Raw genomic sequence first — 12,719 nt, 5'->3', positions numbered from 1 at the left:
AACGGCCAGGCCCTAGCGCCTGGCGCGGTTGGCGCGACCCGCCATTCAACTTTCATAAAAGCTTAACGAAAGTGCTGCAGAGTTCGGGAGCCCGTTATCACAATGAGTTCCTTCGATGAAAAATTTGATGAAGTCTGCTGCACTCGCCGTTGCGGTTTCTCTTTGTGCAAGTTCCATGGCTTTTGCTGAGGAAAGCGTTCGCCTGAGCGGCTCAGGCGCTAGTTTCCCGGCACCGATCTACCTGACCTGGTTCAAGGATTTCAGTAAGAAAACCGCAGGCGTCACTGTGGATTATCAATCCAAGGGCAGTGGCGCCGGTGTGCAGGACTTCCTGAACAAAACCGTCGATTTCGCCGCCAGTGACTCTGCAATGAAAGACGAAGATATCGCCAAGGTTGCCGAAGGCGTGCAGTTGCTGCCGATGACGGCAGGTGAAATCGTGTTGGCTTTTAACCTGCCGGGCAATCCTAAAGAACTTAAATTGCCACGCGACGTTTACTCCAACATCTTCTTGGGCAAGATCACCAAGTGGAACGACCCTAAAATCGTTGCTGCCAACCCGGGCCTGAAACTGCCTGATATGCCGATCACCGTTGTCGTGCGTGCAGACTCCAGTGGTACCACTGCGGTATTCACAAAGCATCTGGCGACGATCAACCCACAGTTCCAGAAAGATTTGGGTGAAGGCAACACTGTCAACTGGCCTGCCAGCGACAAATTCATCAAATCGCCGAAGAACGATGGTGTGACAGCGACCGTGCGCCAGACTCCGGGCGCTATCGGCTATATCGAATACGGTTTCGCCAAGCTGGCCAAGGTTGACTTTGCCCAACTGCAGAACAAGGCCGGCAAGTACGTTGTCCCTAACGCAGAAAGCGGTGCCGAGGCCCTCGCGGCAGTGAAAATGCCGGAAAGCCTGGTGGCCTGGCTGCCGGATCCGGACGGCGCCAAGTCCTACCCGATCACGTCCTACACATGGATGATCTTCCGCAAGCACAACGAGAACCCGGCCAAGGCCAAGGCGATGCGCGAAATGGTCGAATACAGCCTGACCGAAGGGCAGAAAATCGCCGACTCGATGGGTTACATCCCGCTGCCGAAATCGGTTGTGGATGAGGTTCGCAAAGCGTCCGCCAACATCCAGTAACGCACGTGAGGTCTCTCTCGGTATGCGCGCTCAGCCATACCGGGAGCGTTTCCCCCTTGTTCCGGAGTTAGCCAATGAGCACACCTTTTGTCGTACCGGTTAACCAGGATTCTGCCTGCCAGCCACCCTCTGCAAAGGATTTCCTGGTTGATCGCACCTTCCGTGCGCTCGCACGAATAGGGGTGATTCTGATTCTGGCGTTGGTCTTCGCCTTGGTATTCGAGGTGGGACGCAAGGCCCTTCCAGGCATGGAAAAGCACGGTTTTGATGTGCTTCTCGGTAGCGTCTGGGACGTTAACCAAGGCAAGTACGGCATTTTGCCGGCCATTTGGGGCACGCTCTACAGCGCCCTGATCGCGCTGCTGATCGCAGGCTTTTTCGGCGTCAGCATGGCGATTTTCCTGACCCAGGATTTCCTGCCGGCGAAGCTGGCAGCCGTGTTTCGAACCATCGTCGAATTACTCGCGGCCATCCCCAGCGTCGTTTATGGCCTGTGGGGGATTTACGTGGTGATCCCGACGATTCGCCCGCTTACGGCGTGGCTGAACAGCGAACTGGGCTGGATACCTTTTTTTGGCACGACCTTGAGCGGGCCGGGGCTGCTTCCTGCGGCGTTGGTACTGGCCATCATGATTCTGCCGACCATTGCGGCCGTGTCGCAGGACGCCCTCACCGGTGTCCCGATGAAAACCAAGCAAGCCGCCTACGGCATGGGGACGACCCATTGGGAAGCGATTCTGAAGGTGATGGTGCCATCCGCTGCCACCGGTATTTTCGGCTCCCTGGTCCTCGGCCTGGGTCGCGCGCTGGGGGAAACCATGGCGCTGGCCATGCTGGTGGGCAACGCGAACAACATCTCGCTTTCTCTGTTTGCCCCGGCCAATACGCTAGCGGCCTTGTTGGCGCTGAACTTCCCCGAAGCCGGGCCGAACGAAATCGAAGTATTGATGTACGCCGCACTGGTACTGATGTTTATCACGCTCCTGGTGAACATCATCGGTTCCATGATCATGGTCTATGCCCAACGTGGTACTAAATGATGACTGACATCACTTCCTCTACAGCCGCTTTACCAAGCCTGCAGCGCAAGTTTGAAGGCCGCGCCCTGCGCAGCCTGGTGTTGACCACACTGGTCTGGGGTGGTGCTCTACTGGCCAGCGTGCCGCTGATTTCCGTGCTCTACATGCTGATCACGCGCGGAGGGGCACGCCTGAGCCTGGAGGTATTCACCGAACTGCCGCCAACCGGTTTCGAGACCGGCGGTGGCTTCGGCAACGCGATGGCAGGCACCTTCGTCATGGTCGGTATCGCGGCGGCAATCGCAGTGCCGGTCGGCATCATGGCGGCCATTTTTCTGGCTGAACTGGGGCCAGACAGCAAGCTGGCAAACGCCGCGCGCTTTGCCGCCAAGATGCTTACGGGCCTGCCATCCATTCTGGCCGGGGTGTTTGCCTACGCGCTGGTGGTGATGACCACCGGTACCTATTCAGCACCGGCGGGTGGCGTGGCACTGGCGGTACTGATGTTGCCCATCGTCGTGCTGACGGCTGAAGAGTCGATGAGGATGGTGCCTAAAATCATGAAGGATGCGGCCTACGGCATGGGCTGTACCCGCTCGCAGGTCATCTGGAAAATCGTATTGCCTACCGGCATGCCGGCAATCCTGACGGGCGTCATGCTCGCCGTGGCCCGCGCCGCGGGCGAAACCGCGCCGTTGTTGTTTACCGCGCTGTTCAGCAACTACTGGATTTTTCACGACGGCAGCCTGGCAGTCATGAATCCGACGGCATCGCTTGCCGTGCTGATTTACAACTTCTCCGGTATGCCCTTCGACAACCAACTCGAGCTCGCATGGGCAGCCTCGCTGGTGCTGGTGATGATCGTATTGGTCGTGAATATTGTCAGCCGCATTTTCGGCAAGCCCAAGTATTGAGAACGGGAGCATCTGAATTTTGAACGTATCAACTGCGCAAATAGCCGCTCCGTTTGTCACCCAGGCGCCTGTCGTCATGGACTGCAAGCTGGACAAAATTTTCTACGGCAACTTCATGGCGGTACGTGACAGCCATGTGCCGATCGAAAAAAACAAGATCACCGGTTTCATCGGCCCTTCTGGCTGCGGCAAAAGTACCGTGCTGCGTAGCCTCAATCGGATGAACGATCTGGTGAAAGGCTTTCGGTTTGAAGGGCACGTGCATTTCCTTGGGCAAGACGTCTATGGCAAGGGCGTTGACCCGGTGGTCGTGCGGCGTTACATCGGTATGGTTTTTCAGCAGCCGAACCCATTTTCGATGAGCATTTTCGACAACGTTGCGTTTGGCCTGCGCCTCAATCGCTACAAAGGCGACCTGGGAGACCGTGTAAAGCACGCCCTGCAAGGCGCGGCGCTGTGGGATGAGGTCAAGGACAAGCTCAAGGTCAGCGGCCTGTCACTCTCCGGCGGCCAGCAACAACGGCTTTGTATCGCTCGCGCCATCGCGACCGAACCTGAAGTGCTGTTGCTGGATGAGCCCTGTTCGGCACTCGACCCGATCGCGACGCGCCGGGTCGAGGAGTTGATGGTTGAGCTGAAGAAGGATTACACCATCGCCCTGGTCACCCACAATATGCAGCAAGCCATCCGTGTTGCGGACACGACGGCGTTTTTCTCGGTTGATATTTCCCAGGGCACGCGCACCGGTTATTTGGTTGAGATGGGCCCAACGGCGCAGATTTTCGATAACCCGCGCGAACAAATGACCGGGGATTACATCAGCGGCAAGTTCAGCTAAACAGCAAACGTCCAGTCAAGACCGCATACCGCTATAGTGCCAAAGGTGCTTTAGCGGGCATCCGGTCGTTTTACCTGCTTATCTACCGTTTCCCAGGATTGCCAATGCCTGCACCCCGTCGTCTTGATTTACCTGCAATCGAACGCGCGCTACGCGAGGTGCAGAGCCGCTTTTCCGAGCTCAGCAGGCACTTTACCGAGCCGCGCGACCCCTTGACTGACGAAGTGCTGCACAATGTACTTGAAGGTTATGCGTTGATTGACAGCTATGTCGCAAGCGGCGTAGACCTGTTCGACCTTCAGCAACTGAACCTGATGCTGGAGATCAACGCCACCGTGCTCTGTGGTCGGGACCCGGTACGCCGACGGGAATACGCTCAACATCTGGCGGCGACCGAGGAACACTTCTTCAACAACGTCGAGGGGGGGATAAAAGACTTGTTCAATTGGTACTGTGCGTATCGCAGCGAATCCGTCTGGAAACGTGCAGCCGGTGTCTACGTGCGAATCCTCAGCAAGCCGCAGTTGTTTATTGAAGGCAATAACCGCAGTGGGTCGCTCATCGTCAGCTATTTGCTCATGCGCGCAGGTTTGCCTCCATTCGTGCTGACGCTGAAAAACGCCGAGGGCTACTTCAACCCGTCATCGGTCATACGCAACTCCGCCAAGCATGGCGTCAAGGCGTTGTATGAATTGCCCAAGATCAAGAAAAAGTATGCAGCCTTCCTGGAAGATCAGGCATCTGATTCAATGAAATTTCTTCTCAACGAGAAGGCCTCGCCCCTTTACCAGGAGGGTCATCGATGAGCCGGTATCCCACGCTCGCTAAATGCCGAGCTTCCGGCAGCCGGGTATGGCACGCCATGCGGCGCGCCGTCCCGATGCACGTATTCAGGCGTCAGCGCATACGCATTTCGTTCGATATCGATGACACCCTGGCCTGCCAACTCCACCACTGCGCAGTCGAGCCAAGCCGGCTGCCGGCCTGTGTGCATCGTTGGCTGGGTGAACCACTGCGTATCGGCACACGCTCCCTGACCCAAGAGTTACGTCGCCAGGGCTGCAGTATCTGGGTCTACACCTCGTCCGGTCGCACTCCGTCCTACATCAGGCGTTGGCTATTGCTGTACGGCATCCGCGTCGACGGTGTGGTCAACAGCATGCTGCATAACCGTGCCCTGACGGTGCATGGCCTGTCGAACGCGCCCTCGAAATTTCCGCCGGCATTCGATATCGACTTACATGTCGACGATTCCGAAGGCGTGCGGACTGAAGGGCGTGATCACGGTTTTCGCGTTGTTGTCGTGCATCCGGAGGATGAGCGCTGGGCACAGAAAGTCCTCGATGCCGTGGCGGAAGTCAAAGCACAGCTCGCTTGGCAACAACCGTTCAGGAACAAGAAGCCAGCACAACAATGCTCGGAAATTGTGCCCTCGTGATTTTTAGTTACCCTGGCTTATCACCGCGGCCCATGGCTGCAAAAAAAACTTCACCGTCTGGACATTCTCTTGTGTGTTCATCGAAATCGCTCCATTGCCTTTACCCAGGATCGTGTCCGATCTAACCGGACACGTTGTGGGCCTGCGGGTGAGGAAGAGGGTATTCGCACGCCGCGCGGGTATTGGCTGGCAGTCAATTCGATCAAAAGCGACGCGCAACGCGATCTTGCCTGATGCACAGGACGTGCTTAGGGCGCGAGTATTTCCTGAAGAAACGCGATGAATACACTGATGCGGCTGGAACCACGGTGGTTGGGCAGATACAGCGCATTGATGCAGGTGCTTGCACTGCCTGGGTTGACTTCATATTGCTCCAGCACCCGCGTCAGCCGACCTGCACTGACGTCCTCACGTACCAGCCAATCGGCCAATAGCGTCACCCCGCCACCGGCCAAGGCAGCCTCGCGCAGAATGTCGGCATTGTTGCTTTGCAGCCGTCCCTGCACATTCACGCGGATGACGTCCTCATCGCCCAGGAATGTCCAGTCGTGGTGGCCCGTGTGGTAATCGAAACGCAAGCACGGGTGCTCGAGCAAGTCGCGAGGGTGTCGCGGCAGTCCGGTTCGTGTCAGGTATTCGGGACTCGCCACCACCCAACGCTGGAAATAGCCCAGCCGCTTGCTGACGATGTCATCACTGACAACCGATGAACCAAGACGTACTGACACATCGATTTGTTCGCTGAGCAGGTCACTGACCTCGTCGCTCAGCGAAAGACTGATTTCCAGACCGGGATGGCGTTCAAGCAACCGCCCCAAGTGCGGGGCGATGATTCGCCGGCCGAATTCCACCGGGACACTGACCCGCAAATGCCCCTGAGCTTCGCTGCCACGGTCGGCAACGACGGCATCCGCGCCATCGATGGCCTCAAGGATCGCCACGACTTTATCGAAATAGTGCTGCCCCGCCACCGTGACGCTCGTATTGCGCGTGGTGCGGTTGAGCAGGCTGGCGCCCAACTCACTTTCCAGCCCCGCGACCTGCCGTGTCACAGACGATGTGGAGATACCGAGCTTACGCGCCGCAGATGAGTAACCCCCACAGCGCACCGTTTCGACAAACATTTTCAGCGCCAGCAACTTGTCCATGCACGGATTCCGAGATCGAAAGGTAAAGGTAGCGACTGTGCATGACCAGGCAATGGGAGTCTTGCATGGCTGTGCTCAATGGCCTGATTGATTAAGGAGGCTTGCGACCTCCCTATTGATCGGATGATAATCAGATTTGATCAAATAATCGATCGATTAATAGAGCGGCATCTCGAAGCGGGTACATGCCACGGCGAGAACCGGTCGCTCTGAACCGTTTATCACCCGCCTCGGCGGCACCGATCAAGAAAGGTGCCGATGTCCCGGTGCGATCGGTGGACATCCATGCACATTACTACCCTGAAGAGTTCTTACACCTCCTGGGAAGTGAGGGCAAAACGTTCGGTGCAAGCTATACCCGCCAGGAGACTACTTTCAGCTTCGCCACCCCGGCCGGAGGATTTGGGCCATTGCCGTTGAAATTCATCGACGTGCAGGCGCGTTTGCTCGATATGGACCATTCCGGCGTCGACGTACAGCGCTGTCCCTTAGCGTGCCAATGGTGTACTGGGCAGATCGACAACTCAATGCCCGCCTGGCACGTGTCAGGAACGATGCTGCGTCGATGGTCCATCGCCAACACCCACAACGTTTTGTGGTGCTGGCCACGTTGCCGATGCTAGAGGCTGACGATGCCATCGCCGAGCTGGAACGCGCCGCCGAATTGCCTGGGGTTCGTGGGGTGTACATGGGCACAAACATCAACGGCCTGGACCTGGACAATCCGCGCTTCGCGCCCGTCTTTGCCCGTATAGAACAGCTCGGACTCCCAGTATTCCTGCACCCGCAACAAACGGTCGACGGCAACCGTCTGAGCAACTACTACTTGAGCAACTTGCTGGGCAACCCGTTCGATACAGCTATCGCGGCGTCACACCTGATCCTCGGCGGAGCATTGGATCAATACCCTCAACTGCATGTGTCATTGCCTCACGCCGGTGGGGCTTTGCCAATACTCGTGGGACGTCTCGATGCCGGGTGGACCTCACGTCCTGAGACACGACGCCTGGCCCAGAAGCCGAGCAGCTACTTGACGCGATTCAGCTACGACACCGTGTCGCACTCCGGGCCGGTGCTGGACTATTTGATCGCCAACGTCGGTATCGACCATCTGGTCCTGGGCAGCGACTACTGCTTCGACATGGGCTATGAACAGCCGGTGCGTTTTGTCGAAAGCGTAGGCTTGGGCCCGCGCGAGAAAGCGGCAGTACTCGGCGCCAACGCGGCCAGAATCCTGAAACTCCCCGTATAGCGTTGGCAAAACTCTCGATTTCCCTTTGGCCGGCCTGACCGGCCTTTTTTTGCGAACCGTTCAAGACTTCACCAGATCGTCTCTGCCGTTCGCTCGGGATCCCAGCCAAGATGATCGAACCGAATAAACAAATACTGATCAATCATAACCATGGGCCCATACAGCTTTAAATAAATCAGTCAAAAGACTATAAAAAACCAACCGACCCGCATTGCCGACAGCAAGCACTACACCCGTTAAATTATATTGGCTCGCCTGTTGACAAACATGGACAAACATCATTTTCGGTAATAATCAGTATCCCGCCTGAGCATTTCTACAAACAACCTGGCGACAGCATAATCAGCTCCAGAAGCAAACAAAGAGATTTTGTTCCCTCTCTCATTCTTACTGGAAGACACCCTGATGAAATATGCAATGCTCGCCTCACTCATGATGTTTAGCGTATACGCTTCAGCCCATGATGGCGCCAACAACAATGCCTCTGCCCCTGAACCTGAGCGGTACAATTATTCCGAACATCTGGATATCGCCAAGGTCATCGACATCACTACAGCAGAGGACACAAACAACGCTTGTGGCCCAGTGGACGCGCACATGGTGTATGTGGATCACAAGGGTATAACGCACGACCTGCAATACAAAATACTCGGTGGCGCTTGCCAGAATGGTTAAAACTTCAAAGTTTACAGGTGCTAAAAAAGAGGAGACCGCTTCGATCTGAAGCTAATCTCCTCTTTTTATATTCAGTCTAGAAAGACTGCAACAGCCCAACGATCACAGCCCACTTTCATCCCGCCAACGCAAGGCTCTCGCCAATAAGTCCGATGTGAGCCGCTCCATCAGGCTTGGGCGATCCCCATAATCCGATTGCCCATACTCACCCCCCAATCCGCCATACGCATGCCTTCTGCAAGTTGTTGGTGCTGCCAGGCAAGCAGGGCTTTATCGAGGTCGCCGATGTCGTCGATTGTTTGCGCCAGGGCCAGTGCATTGCGGGCTGCCTTGGCCGTGCTTCCGGCGGTATGAGGACGCGGCACAAAAGCGGCGTCGCCAGTCAACAGCACACGGCCAAACACCATCTGAGGAACTTTGAGATCAAGGATCGCTTGCACAAAAATATCTTGGGTCTGGCGAATCAGTTCCCGAAAAGCCGGGTTCGCCTGCCGCTCCCCCATTCCCCGTATGTAAGCATCCTGCCCAGCGGCCAAGGCTCCGGGTGGAATGGAGTGACTACGCCGACGGCCATCGCTGTCAGTGAGCACAGCGTCCAGTTCCGCCCCTTGCGCAGCTTTCAGATACCACAGCCAATTGAACCGACGCTCGCCCGGATTAACGGAGCCATTCACGCTCGGCACCATGTATTCCAGCATCAGCGATTCAGGGTCTTGTTGAAAAACAAAGTCCTCGTAAAGCTGCATTTTGGCGAAGTCTGGAAGTTGCTCTTCATCGACCAGCCCGCGCCACACCACATACCCCGAATAGCTGGGTACTGTTCCAGGCAACACCACGCTTCGCACGGTTGAACCCGAGCCATCAGCGCCAATCAGCAGGTCTGCCTCGGCAGTGCTGCCGTCGGCAAAAATCGCAGTCACCCGGTGTTCATTCTGAGTCAGATCCACCAACGTCTTGCCACGGTGATAATGCTCAGCAGCAAATGCAGAAAATAATGAGCTGTACAGTGTGTTCCAGGACGTCTGGGTTTGCGGCATCGGCTCTTTATGCACGACGCTACCCTCTCGATCCAGATAGAGACGATCATGGGAGCGGACGCCGAGCGCATCTGCCGGATGAATGCCCGCATAACGAAAATGGTGCAGGACGTCCGCTTGCAGAACGATGCCGCCGCCACGACTATCCATCGCCGCAGGGGATCGCTCGTAAATATCGACCTGCCAACCAATCGCGCGTAACGCCGTGGCGGCGAACAGCCCGCCCAGGGAACCACCAATGACCAAGGCCTTTGGAACGCCTGAACTCTTCATTACCTTTCTCCTCGTTGCAGGGTGATTCCCGCAGCTGCGGTTTACCGTTGCGTTATGCCAACACCGGATAGTCGATGTACCCCTTGGCGTCGCCGCCAAAAAAGCTGTTGCCGTCAGCCACGTTGAGTTCGTTGCGACCACGCAAGCGAGCCGGTAAGTCGGGGTTGGCAATGAACGGGCGACCAAACGCAATGAGGTCTGCACGGCCCTGCGCAATGGCCTGTTCGGCCGTTTCGCCGGAGTAGCCACCCGCCAACATCAGAACGCCGTGGAAGTCAGTACGCAGTTGCTTGATGATCGCGTCCCAGCGTGGATCGTTACTCTCATCGAGCACTGTGCCGACCATCATCGGTTCTACCAGGTGCAGGTAAGCGAGATGCCAGTGATTGAGCCGGGATGCGATGTAGCCAAAGGTTTGTTCCGGGGTGTCATCGCCCATTCCCATGAAACGTCCCATCGGTGTCAGGCGGACAGCAACGCGTTCGGCACCTACTTCTGCGGTCACGGCTTCCACGACTTCAAGCAGCAACCGCGCACGGTTTTCGATACTTCCCCCGTAGCGATCACTTCGCTGATTGCTGGCGCTGTTGATGAATTGGTCGAGCAGGTAGCCATTGCCCGCGTGAATTTCCACACCATCCATACCGGCCAGAATCGCGTTGCGAGCGGCCCTGCGAAAGTCGCCAACGATCGCTTCGATCCCAGGAATGTCCAGCGCCTGAGGGACAGGTATATCACCCCATACGCCCTCGCCCTCTTCATTCAGGATGAAGGTCTTGCCGGGCACTGGCTGCGCGGTCGGTGCCACCGGCAAGCCGCCGTTAGGCTGGAACACCGGGTGCGACACTCGCCCCACATGCCAGAGCTGCAGGAAAATGCGCCCGCCTTCTGCGTGTACGGCCTCGCTGACAGCCTTCCAGCCCTGAATCTGCTCGTCGCTATGGATGCCGGGCGTCCAGGCATAACCCTGGCCCTGCTGCGAAATCTGTGTAGCCTCGGTAATGATCAATGCAGCACTGGCACGCTGACGGTAGTACTCAACGTTCATCGATGTCGGTACGTTGCCAGGTTGCCCCGCTCGCGAGCGAGTCAGAGGCGCCATGGCGACGCGGTGATCGAGGGTGAATTGGCCGAGTTTGATAGGGCTGAACAAGTGATGAGTCATGATGATGTCCTGAATGGATTGGGATTGAAAAACCGCCTTAGGCGGCTTGGCTTCGCTTCAGTATCTGGATCATTATTTCGATGGGCTGCGCGCCACTGATCACGTCATCTGCGATCTGGATACTCGGCACCGAGCGCACACCGGACGCCTTGGTTTGGGCTTCGAGCTTCAAGACTTCAGCGGTGCCTTCATCGGCCTTGAGAAAGTCGACAATGACCTCTCGGTCCAGCCCGGTTTCGGCAGCGATGTCGGCCAGCACAGTGAGGTCGCCGATATCCCGCCCTTCGCTGAAGTACGCCTTGAAAATGGCCTTGACCAGCAAGGAAGCATCTCGACCCGCCTGTTGCTCGCGCCATACCAACCGATGCGCGGCCAGGGTGTTGGGGGTTTTTTCGACTCGCTCGTAATCGAACTCAAGGCCGACGGCCTTACCGGCGTGGGTGACCTGTGCGTCCATGGCCTGGCTACGCGCCCAGCTGCCGAACTTGCCAGAGCGATAGGCTTTGCGATCCATGCCTCGAACCGGCATGTCCGGGTTCAACTGATAAGGCAGGAAACTGATTGGGCGGTCCGTTGAAAAACCCGAAGCGGCCAGCGCGCGTTCAAGATTTTCCTCACCGATCCAGCACCATGGGCAGATGAAGTCGTAAGTCACCTGAATTTTGGATGAATGCAAACTCATGACGGTCTCCGTGGTTGAATGTTTCACCTCCCCAAGGTAGGTGCCGGAGCGCCGACAGAGAATCCACCTGCTGCACAACGTTGCTTTTCGCAAAACGCAACGATGCACCGATCACGTCGTCGGCTGTGTTTGCGACTTGAGCAATTCGGTGAGGAAATCAATGAACGCATTGATACGTTTCGAGCCGCGATGATTGGGCAGGTACAAGGCCGAGATCGCTGAACTGGCGCTGTTCGGATTGACGACAAAAGCGTCGAACAAGGAAGTGAGTCGACCACTGTCGACGTCATCATTGACCAACCAATCGGGTAACAGCGCCACCCCGCACCCGGCCAGCACCACTTCGCGCAGGACCTCGGCATTGTTGCTCTTGAATTGCCCTTCGACGGGCACGCGCAGCTCTTGGCCCTGCTCTGTAAATGTCCAGAACTGCTGTGGCGCGCCATAGTTGAAGCACATGCACTCGTGCTGCATGAGGTCCATGGGCCGGTCGGGAAATCCTCGAGCGTTCAGGTACTCGGCGCTGGCGACTACGCGGCGGCGAAAGTTGCCGATGCAGCGGCTGACCACCGTTTCCATCGCCGCTGGCGACCCCAGCCGGATCGATAGATCGATGCGTTCGCCGAGCAAATCGACGATGTCGTCCGATAGCGTCATATCCAGTACGAGCAGGGGATAGCGCGCTAAAAGCGCGCCGATATGAGGGGCAATAAGACGCTGTCCAAACGCCACGGGCACGGAGATGCGCAACTGTCCCGCGGGCACTTCACCGCGGTCCGAAACTGACTCGTCGGCGTCAGCCATGGCGCTCAGAATATCCCGGCTTTTCAGGTAGTACACACTACCGGCATCGGTCAACGTGACTTGCCGGGTAGAGCGATTCAGCAGCACGGCCCCCAGGTCATCCTCAAGCCTGTCGATCATTCTGGTGACTGAAGAGGTCGCCAGATTGAGTTGCCTGGCGGCAGACGAAAAGCCCTTGGAATCTACTGACTGGATGAATATTTTCAGTGCGAGCAGCTTGTCCATGAAACCCCTTCCGTCATTACGCTCCTTGAGCGCCTATCTTTGGACATCGGCGCACCCTGCGCGAGTTAACGGTTGTTAATTCTGCCGCCGTTGCGCCTGGCG

The 12,719-nt window shown here is 57.0% G+C and carries 13 protein-coding genes; 8 read left to right on the top strand and 5 right to left on the bottom strand.

Annotation, left to right across the window (positions count from 1 at the left end):
• Positions 1 to 115 precede the first annotated feature (115 nt).
• From pstS to C5F70_RS04585, 6 genes are all read left to right on the top strand, one after another.
• Entirely contained in the window at positions 116 to 1,147 is a 1,032-nt protein-coding gene (pstS, locus tag C5F70_RS04610; RefSeq protein WP_026140103.1) for a phosphate ABC transporter substrate-binding protein PstS, read from the top strand.
• A 74-nt stretch (positions 1,148 to 1,221) separates the two neighbouring features.
• On the top strand, positions 1,222 to 2,187 hold the full coding sequence (gene pstC, locus C5F70_RS04605; RefSeq protein ID WP_026140104.1) for a phosphate ABC transporter permease subunit PstC: 966 nt from the start codon (positions 1,222 to 1,224) through the stop codon (positions 2,185 to 2,187).
• Positions 2,187 to 3,080 (top strand): phosphate ABC transporter permease PstA, encoded by an 894-nt coding sequence (gene pstA / locus C5F70_RS04600; RefSeq protein WP_026140105.1) that lies wholly within the window; start codon positions 2,187 to 2,189, stop codon positions 3,078 to 3,080. The genes pstC and pstA overlap by 1 nt, the downstream gene beginning before the upstream one ends.
• A 76-nt stretch (positions 3,081 to 3,156) precedes the next feature.
• On the top strand, positions 3,157 to 3,918 hold the full coding sequence (gene pstB, locus C5F70_RS04595; RefSeq protein WP_017847588.1) for a phosphate ABC transporter ATP-binding protein PstB: 762 nt from the start codon (positions 3,157 to 3,159) through the stop codon (positions 3,916 to 3,918).
• Positions 3,919 to 4,022: 104 nt separating this feature from the next.
• A complete protein-coding gene (locus tag C5F70_RS04590) occupies positions 4,023 to 4,724 on the top strand; it encodes a hypothetical protein (protein ID WP_104902789.1) in 702 nt (233 codons plus the stop codon).
• On the top strand, positions 4,721 to 5,356 hold the full coding sequence (locus C5F70_RS04585; protein ID WP_169885755.1) for a hypothetical protein: 636 nt from the start codon (positions 4,721 to 4,723) through the stop codon (positions 5,354 to 5,356). Before C5F70_RS04590 ends, C5F70_RS04585 begins: the two co-directional genes overlap by 4 nt.
• Positions 5,357 to 5,604: 248 nt before the next feature.
• Here the strand turns inward: C5F70_RS04585 and C5F70_RS04580 are convergent, their stop codons facing one another.
• The gene (locus tag C5F70_RS04580; protein ID WP_104902787.1) at positions 5,605 to 6,504 is read right to left on the bottom strand and encodes a LysR family transcriptional regulator; all 900 of its coding nucleotides are present in this window, start codon (positions 6,502 to 6,504) and stop codon (positions 5,605 to 5,607) included.
• A 499-nt stretch (positions 6,505 to 7,003) separates the two neighbouring features.
• On the opposite strand from C5F70_RS04580, the gene C5F70_RS04575 reads away from it, so the two are divergent.
• The gene (locus C5F70_RS04575) at positions 7,004 to 7,756 is read left to right on the top strand and encodes an amidohydrolase family protein (RefSeq protein ID WP_256588358.1); all 753 of its coding nucleotides are present in this window, start codon (positions 7,004 to 7,006) and stop codon (positions 7,754 to 7,756) included.
• A gap of 405 nt (positions 7,757 to 8,161) precedes the next feature.
• The gene (locus C5F70_RS04570) at positions 8,162 to 8,431 is read left to right on the top strand and encodes a DUF2790 domain-containing protein (RefSeq protein ID WP_017847593.1); all 270 of its coding nucleotides are present in this window, start codon (positions 8,162 to 8,164) and stop codon (positions 8,429 to 8,431) included.
• Positions 8,432 to 8,598: 167 nt separating this feature from the next.
• Here C5F70_RS04570 and C5F70_RS04565 read toward each other — a convergent pair whose 3' ends face one another.
• The 4 genes from C5F70_RS04565 to C5F70_RS04550 all read right to left on the bottom strand — a co-directional run bounded on the left by C5F70_RS04565 (position 8,599) and on the right by C5F70_RS04550 (position 12,617).
• Positions 8,599 to 9,741: an FAD binding domain-containing protein gene (locus tag C5F70_RS04565; protein WP_104902786.1), complete on the bottom strand. Its 1,143-nt coding sequence runs from the start codon at positions 9,739 to 9,741 to the stop codon at positions 8,599 to 8,601.
• A gap of 52 nt (positions 9,742 to 9,793) precedes the next feature.
• Complete coding sequence (locus C5F70_RS04560) at positions 9,794 to 10,906, bottom strand: alkene reductase (protein WP_102618323.1); 1,113 nt, start codon at positions 10,904 to 10,906, stop codon at positions 9,794 to 9,796.
• 37 nt (positions 10,907 to 10,943) lie between these two features.
• Positions 10,944 to 11,588 carry a DsbA family oxidoreductase gene (locus C5F70_RS04555; RefSeq protein WP_057005726.1) on the bottom strand — a complete coding sequence of 215 codons (645 nt, stop codon included), beginning with the start codon at positions 11,586 to 11,588 and terminating at the stop codon, positions 10,944 to 10,946.
• Between the two features lie 111 nt (positions 11,589 to 11,699).
• The gene (locus tag C5F70_RS04550; RefSeq protein ID WP_104902785.1) at positions 11,700 to 12,617 is read right to left on the bottom strand and encodes a LysR family transcriptional regulator; all 918 of its coding nucleotides are present in this window, start codon (positions 12,615 to 12,617) and stop codon (positions 11,700 to 11,702) included.
• Between the last annotated feature and the right edge of the window lie 102 nt (positions 12,618 to 12,719).

The sequence above is a fragment of the Pseudomonas sp. LH1G9 genome, assembly GCF_002949975.1.
GTDB lineage: Bacteria > Pseudomonadota > Gammaproteobacteria > Pseudomonadales > Pseudomonadaceae > Aquipseudomonas > Aquipseudomonas veronii.
The sequence above is the reverse complement of the archived record's forward strand: the minus strand, read 5'-3'. Positions and strand labels throughout refer to the sequence as shown.